19 protein-coding genes are annotated in these 20,886 nt (G+C 53.1%); 18 read left to right on the top strand and 1 reads right to left on the bottom strand.

The features are described 5' to 3' along the window. Nucleotides 1-59: 59 nt before the first annotated feature. Nucleotides 60-1,013: a ribose-phosphate diphosphokinase gene (locus tag AC3RCL_RS00190; protein WP_006207421.1), complete on the top strand. Its 954-nt coding sequence runs from the start codon at nt 60-62 to the stop codon at nt 1,011-1,013. Between the two features lie 160 nt (nt 1,014-1,173). On the opposite strand, the gene AC3RCL_RS00195 is transcribed toward AC3RCL_RS00190, so the two are convergent. After that, complete coding sequence (locus AC3RCL_RS00195) at nt 1,174-1,374, bottom strand: hypothetical protein (RefSeq protein WP_006207422.1); 201 nt, start codon at nt 1,372-1,374, stop codon at nt 1,174-1,176. 107 nt (nt 1,375-1,481) lie between these two features. Here AC3RCL_RS00195 and pth point away from each other — a divergent pair, with 107 nt between their 5' ends. The 17 genes from pth (at nt 1,482) to tilS (ending at nt 20,842) form a co-directional block, all read left to right on the top strand. Further along, nucleotides 1,482-2,045 carry an aminoacyl-tRNA hydrolase gene (gene pth, locus AC3RCL_RS00200; RefSeq protein WP_492534068.1) on the top strand — a complete coding sequence of 188 codons (564 nt, stop codon included), beginning with the start codon at nt 1,482-1,484 and terminating at the stop codon, nt 2,043-2,045. A gap of 153 nt (nt 2,046-2,198) precedes the next feature. Beyond that, nucleotides 2,199-2,429: an anti-sigma-F factor Fin family protein gene (locus tag AC3RCL_RS00205; protein WP_009591947.1), complete on the top strand. Its 231-nt coding sequence runs from the start codon at nt 2,199-2,201 to the stop codon at nt 2,427-2,429. A 185-nt stretch (nt 2,430-2,614) separates the two neighbouring features. Further along, nucleotides 2,615-6,142, top strand: coding sequence for a transcription-repair coupling factor (gene mfd, locus AC3RCL_RS00210; protein WP_492534070.1), 3,528 nt, complete (start codon nt 2,615-2,617; stop codon nt 6,140-6,142). Then, a complete protein-coding gene (locus AC3RCL_RS00215) occupies nt 6,126-7,211 on the top strand; it encodes a peptidylprolyl isomerase (protein ID WP_192570144.1) in 1,086 nt (361 codons plus the stop codon). Before mfd ends, AC3RCL_RS00215 begins: the two co-directional genes overlap by 17 nt. Nucleotides 7,212-7,544: 333 nt before the next feature. Continuing rightward, complete coding sequence (spoVT, locus tag AC3RCL_RS00220; RefSeq protein WP_009591908.1) at nt 7,545-8,087, top strand: stage V sporulation protein T; 543 nt, start codon at nt 7,545-7,547, stop codon at nt 8,085-8,087. Nucleotides 8,088-8,285: 198 nt separating this feature from the next. Then, nucleotides 8,286-9,965, top strand: a complete 1,680-nt coding sequence (locus AC3RCL_RS00225) for a putative polysaccharide biosynthesis protein (protein ID WP_492534072.1) — start codon at nt 8,286-8,288, stop codon at nt 9,963-9,965. A 93-nt stretch (nt 9,966-10,058) separates the two neighbouring features. Continuing rightward, nucleotides 10,059-11,576, top strand: coding sequence for a bifunctional methyltransferase/pyrophosphohydrolase YabN (gene yabN / locus AC3RCL_RS00230; protein ID WP_492534074.1), 1,518 nt, complete (start codon nt 10,059-10,061; stop codon nt 11,574-11,576). Nucleotides 11,577-11,742: 166 nt separating this feature from the next. Further along, complete coding sequence (locus AC3RCL_RS00235; RefSeq protein ID WP_009591918.1) at nt 11,743-12,015, top strand: HU family DNA-binding protein; 273 nt, start codon at nt 11,743-11,745, stop codon at nt 12,013-12,015. Continuing rightward, nucleotides 12,015-12,293 carry an RNA-binding S4 domain-containing protein gene (locus AC3RCL_RS00240; RefSeq protein ID WP_009591909.1) on the top strand — a complete coding sequence of 93 codons (279 nt, stop codon included), beginning with the start codon at nt 12,015-12,017 and terminating at the stop codon, nt 12,291-12,293. The genes AC3RCL_RS00235 and AC3RCL_RS00240 overlap by 1 nt, the downstream gene beginning before the upstream one ends. Before the next feature lie 220 nt (nt 12,294-12,513). After that, nucleotides 12,514-12,795 carry a sporulation protein YabP gene (yabP, locus tag AC3RCL_RS00245; RefSeq protein ID WP_009591926.1) on the top strand — a complete coding sequence of 94 codons (282 nt, stop codon included), beginning with the start codon at nt 12,514-12,516 and terminating at the stop codon, nt 12,793-12,795. Further along, on the top strand, nt 12,792-13,361 hold the full coding sequence (yabQ, locus tag AC3RCL_RS00250; protein ID WP_492534077.1) for a spore cortex biosynthesis protein YabQ: 570 nt from the start codon (nt 12,792-12,794) through the stop codon (nt 13,359-13,361). The genes yabP and yabQ overlap by 4 nt, the downstream gene beginning before the upstream one ends. Before the next feature lie 11 nt (nt 13,362-13,372). Next, nucleotides 13,373-13,723 carry an FtsB family cell division protein gene (locus AC3RCL_RS00255; protein WP_009591911.1) on the top strand — a complete coding sequence of 117 codons (351 nt, stop codon included), beginning with the start codon at nt 13,373-13,375 and terminating at the stop codon, nt 13,721-13,723. A 114-nt stretch (nt 13,724-13,837) separates the two neighbouring features. Beyond that, nucleotides 13,838-14,326, top strand: a complete 489-nt coding sequence (locus tag AC3RCL_RS00260; protein WP_009591896.1) for a S1 domain-containing RNA-binding protein — start codon at nt 13,838-13,840, stop codon at nt 14,324-14,326. A 345-nt stretch (nt 14,327-14,671) separates the two neighbouring features. Beyond that, on the top strand, nt 14,672-17,182 hold the full coding sequence (gene spoIIE, locus AC3RCL_RS00265) for a stage II sporulation protein E (protein ID WP_492534079.1): 2,511 nt from the start codon (nt 14,672-14,674) through the stop codon (nt 17,180-17,182). A 165-nt stretch (nt 17,183-17,347) separates the two neighbouring features. Next, on the top strand, nt 17,348-18,088 hold the full coding sequence (locus tag AC3RCL_RS00270) for a hypothetical protein (RefSeq protein WP_492534081.1): 741 nt from the start codon (nt 17,348-17,350) through the stop codon (nt 18,086-18,088). Further along, complete coding sequence (locus AC3RCL_RS00275; RefSeq protein WP_492534082.1) at nt 18,072-18,992, top strand: serine/threonine protein kinase; 921 nt, start codon at nt 18,072-18,074, stop codon at nt 18,990-18,992. Before AC3RCL_RS00270 ends, AC3RCL_RS00275 begins: the two co-directional genes overlap by 17 nt. Before the next feature lie 419 nt (nt 18,993-19,411). Beyond that, nucleotides 19,412-20,842 carry a tRNA lysidine(34) synthetase TilS gene (gene tilS, locus AC3RCL_RS00280; RefSeq protein WP_492534084.1) on the top strand — a complete coding sequence of 477 codons (1,431 nt, stop codon included), beginning with the start codon at nt 19,412-19,414 and terminating at the stop codon, nt 20,840-20,842. Nucleotides 20,843-20,886 lie beyond the last annotated feature (44 nt).

The following is a 20,886-nucleotide window of genomic DNA, read 5'->3' on the forward strand; positions in this document are numbered from 1 at the left end:
ATAAGAAGCGGTGATCGGATAGCCTAATTCAACGAACCAGCACGGAGGGTTTTTATTCTATGACTTATCTTGATTCTAAATTAAAAATATTCACGTGTAATTCCAATCCTAAACTTGCCCATCAAATCGCTGATTACATCGGCATTCCGATGGGAGAGTCGCATACAACCAGCTTCAGTGACGGCGAGATTCAAGTTAAGCTCTCCGAGAGCGTACGGGGTTGTCATGTCTATATTGTGCAGTCCACTTGCTTGCCGGTGAATGATAACCTGATGGAACTGCTGGTTATGGTGGATGCGCTCAAGCGGGCATCCGCGAAGAGCATCAACGTGGTTATTCCGTATTACGGATATGCCCGTCAAGACCGTAAAGCGCGTTCGCGGGATCCGATCACCGCTAAGCTGGTTGCCAACCTGATCGAAAAGGCAGGGGCTCATCGCGTCATTACGATGGACCTGCATGCGATGCAGATTCAAGGATTTTTCGATATTCCGGTGGATCATTTGCTTGGCGTGCCGATCCTTGCCCAATATTTCCGTTCGAAGCAGATCGAGAACCCGGTCGTTGTATCTCCGGATCACGGCGGCGTGGTTCGCGCGAGAAAGCTTGCTGATTTCCTGAATGCCCCGCTGGCGATTATCGATAAACGCCGGCCGGAGCCGAATGTCAGTGAGGTCATGAACATTATCGGGAATATCGAAGGCAAGACCGCCATTTTGATCGATGACATCATCGATACCGCCGGAACGATTGTGCTGGGTGCCAATGCGTTGATGGAAGGCGGCGTGAAGGAAGTCTATGCGTGCTGTACGCATCCGGTTCTCTCGGGCCCTGCCCATGAGCGTCTGGAAAACTCCCCGCTGAAGGAAGTTGTCGTAACGGATACCATTCCGATCACCAATCCGAACCCTAGCAGCAAACTGACGGTACTGTCGGTTGCTCCGTTGATGGGTGAAGCCATCATCCGGGTTCACGAGGAATTGTCGATCAGCAAGTTGTTTGAAATAGAATAATAAACCGTGTAAAAGGCAGGGTTACATCTCCTCATGAGGGAAATGTAGCCCTTGTCGGCTATGACGGCATTACGGCCCTTGTCAGATGCAGATGGACAGCCATCAAGAAAACGTTTTCAAAATCATGACCTGCCAATATCAGGGCGACGTCCATCCCCTGTCAGTATCCGGGCCTGGAGATGAAAGTGAACGTACTCCGGTTGTACAGCGTTCCCTCAAGCTCGACAAAATAGGCGTCGACCGCAGTGATCAGACCCACGTCGATGTGACAACCGAGTTCATAGACCTGAACAGGGATGCCATGCTTCATATGGTATTGAAAATGGCTGTGATGCGTTAATTTCTGTTCGAAAGCTTTCAATGCCGATTCACCTTCTTATGAGGGCATAACGCCAATAGGTTTTGTTCATATTGTACTCAGAAATGCGCAAAGAAGAAAGTATAAATCGTGAAAGGAATCAACCTGTGATGAAATGGATTGTCGGACTGGGCAACCCCGGTCCCAATTATGAGAAGACACGCCACAATGTTGGATTCATGGCATTGGATGCCCTCGCAGAGCGCCATGGCCTGAAGTTCAATCAGAATAAATGCAAATCGGTCATCGCCGAAGGAATGATTGGCGGCACCAAAACCGTCCTGATCAAACCGATGACGTTCATGAATCTCTCGGGCGAGGCAGTGCGTGCTTATATGGATTATTATAAGGTGAGCCTGGAAGACATGATTGTGGTTTATGATGATTTGGATACCGTCGTCGGTAAAATCCGCCTGCGGTATCAGGGCAGCGCCGGAGGACATAACGGCATCAAGTCCATCATTCAGCATACCGGGACCCAGAGCTTCAACCGGGTCCGAATGGGCATTTCGAGACCCGAGCCGGGTTATGCGATTGTCGACTACGTGCTCGGGACGTTCCCGAAGAAGGAGCGCGAACAGCTGCTGCACATGGTGGAAGAGACCTGTGACGCACTGGAATTCAGTTTGGGTCATACCTTTGAGCAGACTATGGCGAAGTTTAACAAGTCGTAGAAGAGCAACATAGATGAGGAACATAGATGAGGAACATAGATGAAGTATCCCGGTAAGATGACTCCGAGGCATTCGATAATGGGGACATCCGGGTCTTAAACAAGGGAAATCCGGACATACTGAAGGTAATATACGACCTTCAGGAGGCATATGATGGCGATAACCTATGTTTGCAGACATTGTCGAGCGTTCCAGGGCCGCATCGATTCCCATGATGTATCCGAAGCCCGTCTCGGATTTGATTCCTTGACCCCTGAGGAACGCAGGGATATAATAGCGTATGATTTTAACGGAGAAGTGATGGTTCGGGTAACCTGCGATCATTGCAGGGAAGCGCTCGAGGCCCATCCGGAACTCAGCCTTTTGGCAAACCCCCTGCAATGAGAGTATAATGGGGTACACGACGTTTTTTCGTAGATGACATACAGCGGCAGAGCCTGCCGCTGCTTTAGCCTTGGCAGTTTTGCTCAAGGCTTCTTTTCGGTTATAATTTTTCGGCAATCGTCTAAAATTCCATGAGAAATAGAGTCTAGGAAATTCATTTCTTTTGCATAAGAGAGGTGCCCCTTTTGTTACAAGCACTTATTGATGTATTTTCGAAGGATTCGGACTTCAAATCCATAACGTCTGGCGTTCATGCCGGCATGAGGGAGCAATTGATCTCCGGTCTTTCCGGGTCGTCCAGGCAGATCTTAATGGCTGCCCTGCACCAGGACCAGCAGCGCCCGCTGCTCGTGGTCACTCATAATATGTTTTCAGCCCAGAAAATCGCAGATGATTTACAGGAAGCGCTGTCATCGGATCAAGTGCTGTTATACCCTGCGAATGAACTGGTGGCGGCGGAGTCGGCCGTTTCAAGCCCCGAGACTCTGGCGCAGCGGATCGATGTGCTCGTCCGTTGTGCAAGAGGATTCCGGGGTATTGTCGTTGCGCCATTTTCCGGCGTGCGCCGCCTTCTCCCCGCTCCCGAGGTGATGTCCGATGCCCGAATCATGCTTCACGACGGCGGGACCCTCGTGTTGGACGCCTTCCTCAACCGGATGATCGAGATGGGGTACGAACGCGTGGAACGGGTAGAGCGCCGCGGCGAGATGAGCGTCCGCGGGGGGATCATCGACTTCTACCCGATGACAACGGCCATGGCGTACCGCGTCGAGCTGTTTGATGAGGATATCGACTCGATCCGAACCTTTGATCCGACGGATCAGCGCTCCATCGACAAGGTCCGGGAGGTCATGATCACACCGTGCAAGGAAATCATTGCGGATGCGGAGCGGCTCAGCCGCACGGCGGATACGGTGGTCCGCCTGCTGGAGGCGCAGCTTGAACGCATGAGCGACCGTCAGGCCAAGCTCCGCCTGCGGGATGAAATACACCGGGAAGTCGAAATGCTGCGCGAGCGGATCTACTTTCCTGAAATCTATAAATATATCTCCTTGTTGTATCCGGAGAAGACCAATCTGTACGATTACATGCCGAAGGATACGATTCTGATCATGGATGAGCCTGCCCGTCTGCTGGAAACAGCCAAGCAGTTGGAGCGGGATGAAGCGGAATGGAATTTGCATCTGATGCAAAACGGCAAATCGCTGCCGGATCTGCCGTTGTCCCTGGATACGGAGGAGCTGATTTATCAGCATCCTTACCAGAGTCTGATGATCTCCATCTTCCTGCGCCAGGTGCCGAGAATGCAGCCGCAGAATATCGTCAATGTCATTACGCGCGGCATGCAGGATTTCCATGGCCAGATGAACGTGCTCAAGGCCGAGATGGAACGCTGGAAGAAGTCAGGCGTCCAGGTCATGATGCTTGCCGGCGATGCGGAGCGGATGGACCGGATGCGGCGGGTTCTGCAGGACTACGGCATCGAAGAACCGGTTATGCTGGAAGGCCATCTCCAGAACGGCTTCGAGATGCCCTCGGTTCACGCGGCCATTATTACGGAGAGCGAGATGTTCTCCTCAAAGCAGCGAAAAACACGCAAAACCACGAAGAATATGGACAACGCCGAGCGCATCAAGAGTTATACGGAGCTCAAGGTCGGCGATTATGTAGTGCATCAAAACCACGGCATCGGGAAATATATGGGGATCGGGACGCTCGAAATCAACGGAATCCATAAGGACTACATGCATATTCTCTATGCTGGGGGCGATAAGCTGTCCGTTCCGATCGAACAGATCGATCTCATCCAGAAATATGTAGGTTCCGAGGATAAGGAGCCGAAGGTTTACAAGCTGGGCGGAAATGAATGGACGCGGGTCAAGAACAAGGTTCGTTCCTCCGTTCAGGATATCGCCGACGATCTGATCAAGCTGTATGCCGAGCGTCAGTCTGCGCCGGGGTACGGATTTGAGAAGGATACGTCCGAGCAGCAGGAATTCGAGGACATGTTCCCTTATGATGAAACCCCCGATCAGCTTCGGGCCATTACCGAAATCAAAAAAGACATGGAGCAGAACCGGCCGATGGACCGGCTCTTATGCGGTGACGTCGGTTACGGGAAAACGGAAGTGGCGGTTCGCGCTGCATTCAAGGCGGCGATCGAAGGCAAGCAGGTTGCGGTGCTGGTACCGACCACGATTTTGGCCCAGCAGCATTACGAGACGTTCCGGGAGCGCTTCGCCAATTACCCGATCAATATCCAGGTGTTGAGCCGTTTCCGCAGCCGGAAGGAACAGAATGAGACGATCAAAAAAGTGAAGCAGGGCTCGGTCGATATTCTGATCGGCACACACCGACTCCTGTCCCAGGATATTGTGTTCAAGGACCTGGGGCTGCTGATCGTGGATGAGGAGCAGCGCTTTGGCGTTACGCATAAGGAAAAATTGAAAAAGCTGAAGACCAATGTCGACGTGCTGACGCTGACGGCAACGCCGATTCCGCGCACGCTGCATATGTCGATGCTCGGCGTTCGGGACTTGTCCGTGATCGAGACGCCGCCGGAGAACCGTTTTCCGGTGCAGACGTATGTCGTGGAGCATAGCCAGACCTTGGTGCGGGAAGCCATTGAACGGGAGCTGGCCCGAGGTGGCCAGGTATACTATCTCTACAATCGGGTTCAAGGGATCCAAGAGATGGCAGCCCAGATATCGATGCTGGTGCCGGAGGCCCGCGTAGGCGTAGGGCATGGCCAAATGTCGGAAACGGAGCTGGAGAAGACCATTCTCGATTTCCTGGACGGCGAATACGACGTATTGGTGAGCACAAGCATTATCGAGACGGGTGTCGACATTCCGAATGTCAACACGCTTATCGTGCACGACGCCGACAAAATGGGCCTCTCCCAGCTGTACCAGCTGCGTGGGCGCGTCGGACGTTCCAACCGGATCGCGTATGCCTATTTCACGTACCAGCGGGATAAGGTGCTGACCGAAGTAGCCGAGAAGCGGCTGCAGTCGATTAAAGAGTTTACGGAGCTGGGCTCCGGATTCAAGATTGCGATGCGGGACTTGTCGATCCGCGGAGCGGGCAACTTGCTCGGGGCGGAGCAGCATGGCTTCATCGCTTCGGTCGGGTTTGACCTGTATTCGCAGATGCTGGCAGAGGAGATTCAGAAACGCAAAGTCAGCATGCTGGGCGAGCCGTCATTGCCGTCGAAGGACTGGAACACGTCCATCGATTTGGGGATTGACGCTTACCTGCCGTCCGATTACATCTATGACAGCATTCAGAAGATCGAAATTTATAAAAAAGTGGCCGTCGTTTCCTCGATCGACGAATCGGCTGAGCTTGAGGACGAGCTGCTTGACCGCTTTGGCGAGCTGCCGCTGGCGGTAAGCAACCTGCTTGCCGTATCCCGTTTGAAGGTATATGGCCGTACGTACGGGATCGATTCCATTACCCAGCGCGGGGACGACGTTCTCCTGCAGTTTTATGAAGGGCAGGATAAAGCGGTGGACACCGCAGGGCTTGCGCAAATTGGAAATCAGTTCGAAAGACGTGTACAATTTGAACAAGGGCCGGCGATGGCCATTCGAATCAAAGGCAAGGGACTATCCGATCAACAACTGTTAGAATTGCTTGAGCAATTCCTGGAGGCTGCAAAAGGGCCATTCAACCTGAAGGGAGAACTACAAAATGCCGTCAAGAAATAATAAGGCATGGAAGACGTTTATTGTATCGATCACAGCTGTACTATCCATGTCGATGATCGCTGCGTGCGGAAACGACAAGACTAAAGGTGCCGAAGAAGATAACAGCAAAGTCATTGTCAAATATAAGGGTGGAGAAATTACCGAGAAGGAATTTGACCTGGAACAGCGCATGATTCAGTTCATGTCCCCGGAATATGCCCAATTTTTGCAAATGGATGAATTTAAGGAGTATTTGGCGAAACAGGGGGTAGCGTATGAGTACCTGTACGCCAAAGCTGACGATAAAGCCAAGGAAGCTGCCGAGAAGCAAACGGATGATTTGTTAAAGCAGCAAAAAGCCGGAATGGGCGAGGAACAGTTTAAATCTGCTCTGGAATCTCAAAAATTGACGGAGGACGACCTGAAGAATTATATGCTTCGCGTCATGACCGTCATGGAGCATGAGAAGAATCAGGTAACCGAAGAGGATATCAAGAAGGAATTCGATGCGAACAAGAAGGACTATACCAACATTAGCGTTCGTCATGTCCTGATTGCTTTTCAAGATGCCGAAGGCAAGGAGAGACCGGAGGGCGAGGCGCTCAAAATTGCCAAGGAAGTACAGTCCAAGCTGAATAAAGGGGAGGATTTTGCTGCTTTGGCGAAGGAATATTCCCAGGACCCGGGCTCCAAGGACAGCGGAGGCCTGTATGAGAACAAGCCGGCAGGCAGCTGGGTGCCTCAATTTAAGGAAAAGGCTTTAACGCTGGAACTGAACAAAATCAGCGATCCGGTAGAAACCGATTACGGCTACCATGTCATGAAAGTGGAGAAGCGCGAGGAAGTGACGTATGACAAGCTTCCAGCCGATCAGAAGGAAGGCATTCGTAGCGAACTGGCTTCGGCGAAGATCGACAACTTTATGCAGAATGAACTCAACAACCTGATTGAGAGCATGAACCTTCCGAAGAGCGAGAATGCGGACAAGCCTGCCGAAGGCACGGGCGACCAGAAGACGGACGGCACGACCGACAAACCGGCAGAGGGCGACCAAACACCGGATGCAGGCAAGGAAGATACGGGTAAATAAGCCCGTGGCCCGTGGACCGGCATCGGCACAAGGATATTGTGCTGCGAGTGATGCCAAATCGACGGCCAGCGTGATGATGAAATGGCGTGATCCTGTGAATCCATAACGTGCGATGCGCGCGTTATGGATTTTTTCTCCCCCCGGGCGGTGAAGTCGCTCCTGACGAGATTTATTTTTGGATTTCGCAACCAACAGAGGGTAGATGATGTATAAGGAATTGGGAATGGATGAATACTATGGTCAGACATTAACTCTTATATACCTGGGGACATCCTCTTCCCGAATGGAACAGTAGTTGAAAAATCTTCTTATGAAAGTGGGGCAACAAGTGACATGAAAGCTACTGGTATCGTCCGCCGTATTGATGACCTCGGGCGCGTGGTCATTCCAAAAGAAATTAGACGCACACTGCGGATTCGCGAAGGCGACCCGCTCGAAATCTTCGTGGACCGGGATGGCGAAGTCATTCTGAAGAAATATTCACCGATCGGTGAATTGGGCGATTTTGCGAAGGAATATGCAGAGTCCCTTTATGAGAGTACAGGCCACATCACGATCATATCGGACCGTGATACGTTTATCGCCGTTGCAGGCGGCTCCAAGAAGGAGTATTTGGACAAGCCGATCGGCAACCTTCTTGAAAACTGCATGGAAAATCGCAAGACGGTACTGGAAAGCAACAACGGTACGTATGAGATCAGCAAAGACAATCCGGAAGCGTTGTCCGCTTTTGTCGCCGCGCCTATCATTGCAGGAGGAGACCCGATTGGCAGCGTCGTGCTGCTGAACAAGGACGAATCCGTGAACATGGGCGAGATGGAAGTGAAAATGGCTGAAACTGCCGCAGGTTTCCTCGGCAAGCAAATGGAACAGTAGACGAGGACATCGTTCCTTGGATGGAGACTCCCGCTGAACGTTGATCACAGGGTCAATCGGCAGCCGGGAGTTTTTGTTTGTCCGGTCGATTTTTGTGCCACTCTCCCCCCCTTGGTTATAATGGAGGTACGCATGGCAGCGTCTGCATGAGGATCGGCTTGCGATGCGAAAGAAGAGACTAGGGGATTGGAAGAGGATATGAAACCAGATCAAACCGGGGCAAGGCTGCTGCAGGGAGCGTTTATCCTCAGCGCAGCCGCCATTCTGTCCAAGCTGATTGGCACGAAGCAAAAAATACCGCTGCAAAACATGGGCGGCGATGCCGTCTTTGGCATCTACAACACGGTTTATCCGTTCTATATGATGATCATTACGATCGCGGCGATCGGCTTTCCCGCGGCCGTATCCAAGTATGTGGCAGAGTATGAGGCGGAAGGGCGCACTCGGGACGGTCATCGGCTGCTGCGGTTGTCCTCCGCCGCGCTGGTGCTGTTCGGTTTGATCCTCGGTTTCCTGATGTACGCCTGCGCTCCGTGGATCGGGAAGTGGATCGGCAGCAGCCAGGTAATACCGGCTCTCCGCGCAGGAGCTTTGGCGCTTGCCTTCGTGCCCTGGATGTCGGTACTGCGCGGTTACTTTCAGGGGCTGCATAATATGGTGCCGACGGCCATCTCCCAGATTACGGAGCAGATGGTCCGCGTCGGGGTCATGATCGTGCTGCTGCTCTACCTGATCCGTGTCGGCGCCGATGCCGACGTGATTGCGGCGGGGGCGCTGCTTGGATCTGCTGCCGGCGGTGCCGCCGGGCTTTTGGTGATGGGGATCTACTGGCGCAAGCATATCCGGGCATCTCGGAGCGCTTCGCGGGGAACAGCAAGGCACGAATTCGGAGAGTCCGGTATGAACAAAACGGAGATGCGTGCCGATGTAACTAAAGAGGGAGCAGGTGTTCTGCTTGGCCGCCTGCTCGCTTATGGCATCCCGGTCTGCCTCAGTCTGCTGGCGGTTCCGCTGATCGGACTGGTGGACACCTTCACCGTGCCCCGGCTATTGGCGTCCGGCGGACTTGGCGAATCGCTGGCCATGGCGGAGTTTGGGGTCTATAACCGCGGCCTGCCGCTGGTCCAGCTGGTTACGATGCTGGCCGCTTCCTTGTCGGTGCTGTTCATCCCTGCGTTGGCGGAAGCCAAGTTCAAGGGAGAATCGGACCGGGTCGCAAGCCAAAGCCGCATGGCCCTTCGCTGGTTCTGGCTGATCGGCATGACGGCCTCCGTAGGCCTGGCTGTGCTCGCTGAGCCGATCAATATCATGCTGTATGAGGATGCCGCAGGTACGGGCACGATGCAGGTGATTGCCTTTACAGCGGCCGGGGGGACGCTGAGCACGATTACGGCAGCGCTGCTCCAGGGCATCGGCATGGTCAAGGGGCCGGCGATTCACCTGCTGGCTGCGGCAGGTCTGAAACTGCTGCTCAACCTGCTGCTGGTGCCGCAGTTCGGCATTACCGGCGCGGCCATCGCCGGCGTGGCAGCGCATCTGACCGCCGCCGCGCTCAACCTCGCGCTGCTCTCGCGAAGGGCCGGCGCCCGCCTTGACGCCGGCGGGATGCTCGCGAGGACGCTGCCGGTCCTCGCTGCGGTGGCGCTGGCCGCCTGGGGCGCAGGTGCCGCGTCCGGCGGCCTTCTGGGGGCGGCCGGCGTAGCTCCGGGCCGCCTGACCCACGCGGTCGCGAGCCTGAGCGGCGTCGCGGCCGGCTGCGGCGCCTTCCTCATCGGCGCCGCGCTCACGAAGCTCCTCACCGAGGAGGAGCTTCGGATGCTGCCGAAGGTCGGAAGACCGCTGGCAGCCTTCTTGCGGGCCCTGCGCGTGCTGCGCTGAACCGGGCAGACGTGCAGATGTTTGATCTTCTGTGATATAGTAGTGTACGATAACGACGTCGACAAGGCGGACGAAGACGAAAGGAAGTAGCTTATGAGTGCATCCATTACGGTGGTCGGCTTGGGTTCCGGCAATCCGGATCGATTGACGATAGGCATCATCAAAACCATGCAGCGGGCATCGAAGGTGTATGTGCGCACATTATCCCATCCCGTCATGGCTGCGTTGAAAGAGTTCCAGGTACAGCCGGAATCGTTTGACCATGTGTATGAAGCGCATGACACTTTTCCCGAGGTGTACGAATCCATTGCAGCCGCTCTAATCAATTTGGCCAAAGCCGCCGAGGACGACGAGCGCGAGATCGTCTACGCGGTACCCGGGCATCCGATGGTAGCGGAAGCAACGGTCCGGCTATTGCGCGAGCGATGCCCCGGAGAGAATGTGACGCTTACGGTGCTCGGCGGCGAGAGCTTTCTGGACGAGGCCTTCGTCCGCCTTGGTTTCGATCCCATTGAGGGCTTCCAGCTGCTCGATGCCGCTGAGCTTCGGGCAAGCGTCATCCAGCCGCAGCTGCATACCCTGATCGGCCAGGTGTATGACATGTTTACGGCCTCGGAAGTGAAACTGGCGCTGATGGAGCTGTATCCGGACGATTATCCGGTCATTGTCGGCCATGCGCTGGGCGTTGAGGGCGAGGAAGCGATCCAGCAAGTGCCGCTCTTCGAGCTCGATCGCATCGACGGCTACGGCAATTTGTCGTTGATCTATGTACCCCGAAGCGATGACAGCAATCTAAGGCAGCGGACGTTTGCGAGGCTTCATGAGATCGTTGGCATTCTCCGCAGTCCCGAAGGCTGTCCGTGGGACCGTGAGCAGACCCACGAATCCATCCGCAAAAATCTGATCGAAGAAACCTACGAGGTTTTGGAGACGATTGACGAGGATGATCCCGAGCATATGCAGGAGGAACTCGGCGACCTGCTCCTGCAGATTATGCTGCATTCCCAGATGGAAGAAGAGCTGGGTACCTTCACGGTGTATGACGTCATTCAAGCCCTGAATGACAAGCTGATCTTCCGCCACCCGCATGTTTTTGGCGAGAGCAGCGCCAAAGACGCGGAATCCGCCCTGCAGAACTGGGAGCAGATGAAGGCGGAAGAGAAACGACGCAAGGGGCTCTCCCCGGAGAAAGCCTCGGCGCTGGACGGCATCCCGCGGGACCTTCCCGCCTTGATGAAGGCGTACAAGCTCCAGAAGAAGGCGTCCAAGGTGGGCTTCGATTGGGATAACATCGACGGCGTATTCCAGAAGATTGAGGAGGAGCTCGGTGAGCTGCGGCAAGCGGTGACGGAGGGTCAATCCGACGAGGATACGGCGCTTGAGCTCGGCGATCTGTTGTTCGCGGTTTCCAATGCGGCAAGATTCATCGGCGCGGATCCGGAAGAGGCGCTTTCGAGAACGAACCGGAAGTTTATTCGTCGCTTCAGCTACATAGAGGAGCAGCTTGCCGCCCAGGGCAAAACCCTGCAGGAAAGCACCTTGGACGAGATGGAAGCCCTGTGGCAGTCCGCCAAAACGGGATCGGCGCATCACGGCGGTATCAAAGAGTGAAAAAACGCATCTTTTCACGTAAAAAATAAAAAAATAGGGATATGCGGCAGGAATTCCGCAAGGCATCCAGAATAATCATTAATGGTGAAATCTTGCAGAGTGCAAGGCGGTATAACCGAATAACCGTAAATCTTATATTTTTCTGATAATTGGGAGGATTTAATTCATGAACAAAACAGATCTGATCAACAACATTTCCGGTAAAAGTGGATTGACTAAAAAAGACGTAGAGAACGTCCTGAACGGCTTCCTTGGCGAAATCACGGAAGCTTTGGCTAATGGCGATAAAGTTCAATTGATCGGCTTCGGTACATTCGAAACTCGCAAGCGCGCTGGACGCACAGGCCGCAACCCGCAAACAGGCAACACGATCGAAATTCCAGAATCCAACGTGCCTGCGTTCAAGGCAGGTAACAAGCTTAAAGAAGCTGTAAAATAATGCGCGTCGATAAATTCCTGAAAGTATCAAGGTTAATCAAGCGGCGTACCGTAGCGAAAGATGTATCGGATCAAGGCCGGGTGCTGATCAACGGCCGCGAGGCCAAGCCGAGCAGCACGGTTAAAGTGGGCGATGAGATCACCGTCCAGTTTGGCCAGAAGCTGGTGACTGTCCGGGTCGAGCGTCTTACCGAGACAACCCGTAAAGATGAGGCGACCAGCCTCTATACCTTGGTCAAGGAAGAACCGATCGTTAAAGATCGCGGATTGGACTGGTAAACAGCCCGAGCCGTTCCATGCAAACGTCCCTCTCACCATAAGGTGGGGGGGACGTTTCTGTTTTCATCCTGGCGTGTATATATGTACGGGAGATCCGGGCTCCCGTTCGTTTATGAAGCATCCCGGCTGCTTTCCGATCTTTCATGAAGGTGTGCGCCGCTTCCGGTTCTAAAGACAGGCACCTCCCCATAAGCTATTGTTAAAAGGAGGGGTACATGCCATGATCGACCAAGGGAAGGGCAAGTTTCATGATCTGCGGATGCAGAACCGGAAGCTGCTGGACATTACGGGTGTCCAAAACGTGGAGAGCTTTGACAGCGAAGAATTCCTGCTTCAGACCGAGCTTGGGCATCTGACCATTCGGGGGCAAAATTTACATATTAAAAATCTCAGCCTGGAAGAGGGGCTTTTGTCGATTGAAGGTCAGGTGCACTCCCTGATATATTTGAATCCCGGTTCGCAGACCAAGAACAAGAGTCTGCTGGGCAAGCTGTTTAAATGAATCCCAGCGTACAATGGATCACGCTGCTCTGGATGCTCTTCTCCGGGGCAGCGATGGGAGTCGCCTTCGACAGCTACCGGGTGCTGGCAGGGCAGCTCCGTTTCCCGCAATGGTCCAAGCATGCCCTGGACTTCCTTTACTGGATTGCGGCAGCCTTCTTCATTTTTCGCATGTTATACATGACCAATGACGGGCAGCTACGCTTTTATGTGTTTGTGGGGCTATTTATAGGGGTTTGGATCTATTTTTTATTATGGAGTGTCATAACCCAGCGTTTTGTGGTAATGTTAATTCAAGTGACAAAAGGCTTGCTGTCCTTTTTGTACAAGCTGTTCCGTATGCTATTATGGAATCCGATCAAAGGAATCCTGATGCTGGGCTTAGGGCTGTTAAGGTTTCTATGGAAGTTTCTCCTGTCGCTGTTGCGTTTAATCCTTAAATGCCTCATGCCTTTTTGGCGACTCCTGAAATGGATGCTGAGACCGATCACATCCAGGGTCAGGCTGCCGGCATGGAGCAGGCAATTAGCGAACAAGGTTATCAAGGCGTGGAAGCGCTGGTTTTAGGAGGTATGGTCATGGGAAGATTTGCTGATCCATCGAAGCAGGCTCCCCAACAAACCAAGACAAAGAACAAAGGCGCCCGCCGGCGTAAGAGAATGTTTGTGGCGATGATGGCGCTGTTTTTGATCTGGGCAGGATCAACGCTCTGGTCCCAGAATGACCGCATCCGTAATCAGAACGAAGCGCTAGCTCAGAAGCAAGAGGATTATAAGTCCGTTGAACAGTCGCTCATCCAGATTACTCACGAAGTGGAGCGATTGAAGGACCCAGAATATATCGGGCAGATTGCCCGCAAGAAGTTCGGATTGTATCTGCCGAATGAAACGCCGATCATTCAGCCCCAAAATTCGGGCGAATCGCCGTAATTAGGCATGACAGACGTCTGTTGACCTTGTTTAGGTCATTATCGTATAATCAAATCACCGCAGCGCGATTTCTAAATCGGACTGTATATTTTTAAGGGAGGATCATTTTATTCTATGGCAATTGAAGTGGGCACCAAGTTAGAGGGCAAGGTGACAGGCATAACGCATTTTGGAGCATTTGTGGATCTGTCAGGAGGTGTCACGGGTCTCGTTCACATCTCGGAAATCGCCGACAACTACGTTAAGGATGTCAACGATCATTTGAAGATCAACGATGTCGTTACCGTGAAGGTGATTAATGTCGACAAGGACGGCAAGATCGGTCTTTCGATCAAGCAGGCTGTCGACAAGCCGGCTTCCGAAAGTCGTCCACCCCGCGCACCAAGACCGGAACGCAGTGGAGGCGGCGGAGAACGATTCGGAGGTGGCGGTGGAGGAGGATTCAACCGCGAACGCGGTGGACGCCCGTTTAAGCCTGCGGCCAACAAGCCTTCATTTGAGGATAAAATGTCACGCTTCCTGAAAGACAGTGAAGAACGAATCTCTTCGCTCAAGAAGAATACGGAAGGCAAACGCGGCGGACGCGGAGCCAAACGTATGTAATTCGATAAAATATAAACTGACCGCAGAGGGAAATTGCCTTCTGCGGTTTTTTTGTCGTTGCATCCAAGGGTACGACAGGTTCCTACGCATTTTACGGCGCCAACCTGCGGAATGAACGCGGGATGGCCGCCTCAATTCGGGAAATGATCCGCCCGAACGCCCCAGGCTAGACCTGCGGAAACCCGGCTGGGCGCGGGGGATGAGCGGTCGTTTCCCGAACGTTCGCAGGGCACGTTGATTTTGTCGGAAATTTCTTTGGGGCTTGTCCGGTGTTCTGACAAACTTTCCGAAACGGGGGTTTTATAATGGGACCAACAAATTCGTGAAGAATGGGGTGCCAGCGTAATGGATAAAAGAAATCTGGTGATGTTTCCGGGTACTGAGGCAGTTAAAGGGGGAGCGGGTTCCATTCGTGCCCGCGTGGCGGAACGGTTAGGGCAGCTGCCTTTCCTGCAGCGTCCCATCCACTTCCTGGCCGCAAAGAAGTGGATGATCCTGCTAACCTTCATGGGTTTTCTGCTCGGACGAGCTATGATTCTGGGGGAACTTTCTCCATTTGCAGTCGCCTATTTCGCAGTCATCGCCTTTATGCGACGCGATGTTTTGCTGCCGGTAGGCGCAGCGATCGTTGCAGGAAGTTTATTTGCGTCCTTTCCGGTGGCATGGATGGTGCCGGCAGAGATTTTGATCTTTTATTTTATGATGCGGGGATTGGAGACATATGATCGGGCGGAATTGTCTTATGCACCGTTGATGGTATTTGTCTCCACCTTCTTTGTGAACCTGTTCAGCGTCCTTATCGGACCAAGCATTACCTGGTACTCCATGATGATGCTCACCTTGAATGCCGTACTCAGCTTCGTGTTAACGCTGGTCTTTATCCAGGCGATTCCGGTGCTGACGCTTCGTAAAAAAACGCATGTTCTTCGTAATGAAGAAATTCTATGCATCATCATTCTGCTGGCGTCGGTCATGACAGGTGCCGTCGGCTGGACCGTTCAATCCCTGTCGGTGGAGCATGTCTTATCCCGGTATCTGATTCTGCTGTTTGCGTTGGTAGGGGGTGCGCCGCTGGGCGCCTCGGTTGGCGTAGTGACGGGCCTAATCCTCAGTTTGGCCAATATATCGGCCTTCTCGCAGATGAGCCTGCTCGCCTTTTCCGGGATGCTCGCCGGTATGCTGAAGGAAGGGAAGAAGGGCGGCGTTTCGCTGGGCATGCTGCTCGGGGCAACCATTCTTTCCATCTATTTCAGCAATCCCGGAGAAGTCATGATCTCCACATGGGAAACCTGCGCGGCCATCGTGCTGTTCCTCATTACACCGAAAAGCGTGATGCAGGCCATCGGTAGATATGTGCCGGGGACGCAGGATCATACCCGTTCTCAGCATGAGTATGCCAAGCGGGTCCGGGACCTCACAGCCGATCGCGTGACCCAATTCTCCAAGGTGTTCCGCCAGCTCTCGCAAAGTTTCGGACAAACGTCAGGGGTCATACAGCCCCCAGGCAAACAGGCGGAGGAGATGAATCATTTTATGAATGCCGTGGCGGAAGGAAGTTGCGCCACCTGCTATAAACGGAATCAGTGCTGGGACATGAAGTTCTACCAGACTTATAAATATATGACGGATATGATGACCTCGATCGAGGAGAATCCCGAGATGGAAGCAGACGATCTGCCGCCGGAGTGGAGCCGGATCTGCGCCAAGAAGGAGGAGGTGCTCGGCATCCTGAAGCAGCAGTATCATCTTTACCAACATGATATGCAGTGGAAACGCCAAATATACGATAGCCGTCATCTGGTAGCGGAACAATTATCCGGCGTGTCGCAGGTCATGGAGGATTTGGCTCGAGAGATTAAACGGGAAAGCCAGACGATGCACATTCAGGAGGAGCAGATCAGGGACGCGCTGCAGCAGTTGGGGTTATCGATTCAAGGCATCGATATTATTAGCCTGGATTCGGGTCAGGTCGAGATTGAGATCGTTCATGCGTATACCCGTGGATATGACGAATGCAGGAAGATTATCGGACCGCTGCTGTCCGATATTCTCGGGGAGCATATCGCCGTGATGGAAGAAACCCTGACCCATCCAAGGGACGGATTGGCGACGGTGCGTTTCGGTTCGGCCAAAACATTTGAAATTATGACGGGCGTAGCGGCAGCGGCCAAGGGAGGAGATCTTTTATCAGGGGATAGTTTCAGCACGGTTGAGCTGGGCAACGGCACGTTTGCGGTAGCGCTCAGCGATGGAATGGGGAACGGGGAAAGGGCAAGGCTCGAGAGCAGCTCGGCCCTGAATATATTAGAGCAGCTGCTACAATCCGGCATGGATGAGAAGCTGGCGATTAAATCGGTCAACTCGATCCTGATGCTGCGTTCGCCGGATGAAATCTATGCTACCGTCGATATGGCTCTCATCGATCAATACACGGCTCAGACCACTTTTATGAAGATCGGTTCGACGCCAAGCTTTATCAAAAGGGGCAATGATGTCATACCGGTCTCGGCCAGCAATCTTCCCATCGGCATTATCCAGGATATCGAGGTGGATTTGGTATCCCTGCAGCTGCAGGCGGGCGATGTTCTTATTATGATGACGGACGGCATTTATGATGCGCCGGGTTACGCGGTGAACAAGGAGTTATGGATGAAACGAATGATCCAGGAAGTGAACAGTGAAGACCCGCAGGAAATAGCCGATTGTCTGCTTGAGAAGGTGATCCGCTATCAACAGAATCAAATCCATGATGATATGACGGTGGTGGTCGGACGCGTGGATCACTTCCATCCGGAATGGTCGAATGTGCATGTTCCGGGATTCGCCCGCATGGAGCGGCCTCGAACGGTTAGCTGAGGATTTACAATATAACAAAGCGATTACCCGGGAAATGGAGGCCCGGAGCCGATCAATTCTTTTCCGTCTATTCTTCCTGATTGTCGTTTGAACTCTCTTGAATGTGGAAATGATAGAGATAGAAATCCAATCGATAGGATGGATCAGACGGGAGGCAATTTGATTATGAAACAAATCTTGCTGATTACAGACGGGTGTTCGAATGTCGGTGCTAGTCCGGTTCTGGCCGCGGCGCATGCGCTGCAGGATGGTATTGTCGTAAACGTGGTGGGGGTCCTTGATTACGGGACGATCGGTGAACTTGGGGGATTGGAAATACAGGAGATAGCCAAAGCGGGAGGAGGCATACACCGGATCGTGGGTACGCCGCAGCTTGCTCAGACGATGCAGATGATGACTCGGAAAACGGTGGTTCAGACGATCCAACAAGCGGTAAATAAGGAGATACAGCATATTTTGGGAGGCGGGACGCTGGAGGAACTTCCGCCGGACAAGCGTTCGCAAGTCGTCGAAGTGGTGGATGAGCTGGCCGAGACGTCATCCCTTCAGGTTGCGCTGTTAATCGATGCAAGTGCAAGCATGAAGCCTAAGCTGGCAGCCGTTGAGGAAGCGATACGCGACCTGATGCTGAGCTTGAAAGCGCGCGCAGGCTCAAGCCAATTGTCGGTATTCCATTTTCCCGGAAAACATAGCGGCGAGGATATCGTCATGGACGTGGATTGGACCTCGGATCTTGACGGTGCCCGCGGCATGTTCAGCAGGCTGCAGATGAAGGGGGCGACGCCGACAGGACCCGCCTTGTTAAAGGTGATTGAATTTTACCGATATGGTACACTAGAAGGTAATCAATCATGGCAGGGTCGTTCCAGCCAAGAGGAAGGGATGCTCGGTGACTACGTTGTCTAACCCGGGTTATCCGCCAGGAACCGTAATTAAGGGCAAATGGCGGAACAGCCGGTACATCGTGGAACGTATGCTCGGTAAAGGGGCTAACGGCAAGGTGTATTTGGTCCACCGGGCAGGAGTGCGCGAGCGTTATGCTTTAAAAGTAGGCTATGACGCTCTGGATTTACAATCCGAAATTAATGTGCTGAATGCGCTGAAAGAACAAATGACGGACCCTTACCTCGTGGAGGCGGACGATCATCATGACGGCAGCGGCGAAGTCTCCTTCTATGTCATGCGTTACATTGAGGGGAGTCCGCTGCATCATTTTATTCGCAAACGCGGCACCGAATGGGTCGGCCTGATCGGGCTGAAGCTGCTTGAGAAGCTGTCCGTTCTGCATGCATCCGGTTATGCGTTCGGAGATTTGAAGCCGAATAATGTGATGGTTTCGGCCTACGGAAGGGTGGAACTGATCGATTACGGCGGCGTCAGCTCCTTCGGGCGCAGCGTAAAGCAGTTTACGGAATGGTATGACCGGGGATACTGGAATGCCGGGAGCCGGACCGGCGACGTATCCTATGATTTGTTCTCGTTTGCCGTGATGTGCATCGGCCTGCTGGATGAGAAATCGCTTAAGGAGGCGTCTTGTCAGCTTCCCCAAACCCGGAGCGTTGCCGACCTGCAGCTGGTGCTGCGAAGAAACCCCGTATTCAAGCCGTACGCCGTCTGGCTGAACAAGGCATTGTCGGGAGAATTCGCGGATTCACGGGAAGCGCTGAACGAGTGGAGAAAACGGATATATGAAGGCTCGAGCCGAGGCGGGCGCCCAACTCCGGGACGTACGCCGCGCTGGCTAAGGAACGCGTTTGGGCTGTCCTTGGTCATTATGGCCTGCGCCGTTTATTTCTTCTTCCGCTCATGAAGCTGAATTGTTACCTTGTTACGGGGAGTTCATAAAGGTGCGAGTTCAAAAAGGTCGGTTTTCAGCACCGAAACTTATGCTCCCGATGTGCGTTTCTTCAAAACGCTTCAGTTGGATGAAGCTAGGGACGTCAGGAGAGGAGCATACGTTTTTGGTTCGTGAGCACCTGAAATGTTTCCGCAGGAAACATACTTCGAAAGCATCTGCTTAGGCCCGGCTGAATTCAAGATTCGATGCCGAGCGGCTTCCGGATTCACTTCGTGTTAGATATAGAATTTATGAGTTATCAGTGGAACTGAAATTCTATATCGCAAGAAAACCTACCTATGCATCGCGGTCGCTCATCCTTGAAGTGGCCTCGAAAGGGGGTTTCTTATCAAAAGCGGGCTTTTTGAACAACCTCTAAAGGGGACCTGGAAGTGAAACAGGATTATTTACGAACATTCGTCCAACATATCGAGCGTACCGCCGCAGAGTTTGATTTGTGGTCGGAAGGCGACGGTATCGTGGTTGCCGTTTCCGGCGGACCGGATTCCGTTGCGCTTCTTCACGTTCTACATGAAATCTCAAAGCACCGTACGCCGCTCCGATTGATCTGCGCTCATGTGCATCATCGTTTTCGAAAAGAGTCGGATCAGGAGGCGGAGATGGTGCGCGAGCTGGCGGAGTCGCTCGGACTTCCATTGGAAACGGCATTCATCGATATTCCCGCTTATATGGAAGAGAGCGGCAAGGGTGGACAGGAGGCGGCAAGAGAGAAGCGTTACGAATTTCTGCTGCAAACGGCCCGGAAACACAATGCGCGCTCCGTGGCTCTGGCTCATCATGCCGACGATCAAGCCGAGACGGTATTCATGAGGCTACTGCGCGGAAGCGGTTTGTCGGGCCTGGGCGGCATCAAATTTAAGCGCACGGAAAAAAAAGTGGAACTTATCCGCCCGTTCCTTCGTATGTACAAGGCGGATATCGTGGAGCTGTGCCGCGTATGCGGATTCCAGTATGCGGTGGATCACAGCAATCTGCAGACGAAGTACCGCCGTAATGCGATTCGCCTGGAAGTATTGCCTTTTCTGGAACGATACAACGGGCAGTTCTCCTCCTCACTCAATCAGCTGGCCGAAATTGTCCAGCAGGAGGATGATTTTGTGGAGCTTGAAGCTGCGAAGCAATTTCGGAGTTTGGTACAGGAGAACGATGGGAGGCTCGCTTTCGACGCGCCTTCCTTTTTGGGCTTACATGTCGCTTTACAACGGCGTTTGATTAAACTAATATTAAATTACCTGCCCTCAGATCAGGAAAACACCGATTTTGTCAAGATTGAAACGGTGCGCCACGGCATTCTTAACGATCAGCGAAGCAACTGGCGTCTGGATCTGGGTGACGGCATTACCTGTGTTCGTGAGTACGGAGTGATCCAGTTTTGGCCTAAACCTCCGGAAGAACAGGGACAGTACATATACATTCTTGATTCTCCTGATGCGTCAGAGCTTTATGTTAAGGAAATCGGAAAAATGCTGACATTGTCGTTAAAGACAGGAAGCGAAAGCCGGAGCGGCTCCAGACCATCGGCCTTTGTGGCTGATTTTGATGCGGATGAGCTGCGGTTTCCTTTAACCGTGCGCAACAGACAGCCGGGAGACAAGATGAAGATCATGGGATTAAACGGAAGCAAAAAGGTGAAAGATATTCTCATTGATGAGAAAATCCCGCCGTCTGTCCGTGCCCGGATTCCTATTCTTTGTGACGGTTCCGGCAGCATCGTATGGATTCCAGGTGTACGACGTTCCGTTCACGCCGCTTGCGGGCGGCACACATCACGAGTTCTCCGAATGGAGCTGTCGGATGTTTAAGGCAAGTGTAAAACGAAGAATGGCCCGTTTCACGCTTTCATAGT

Source organism: Paenibacillus sp. MT86 (genome assembly GCF_058792535.1).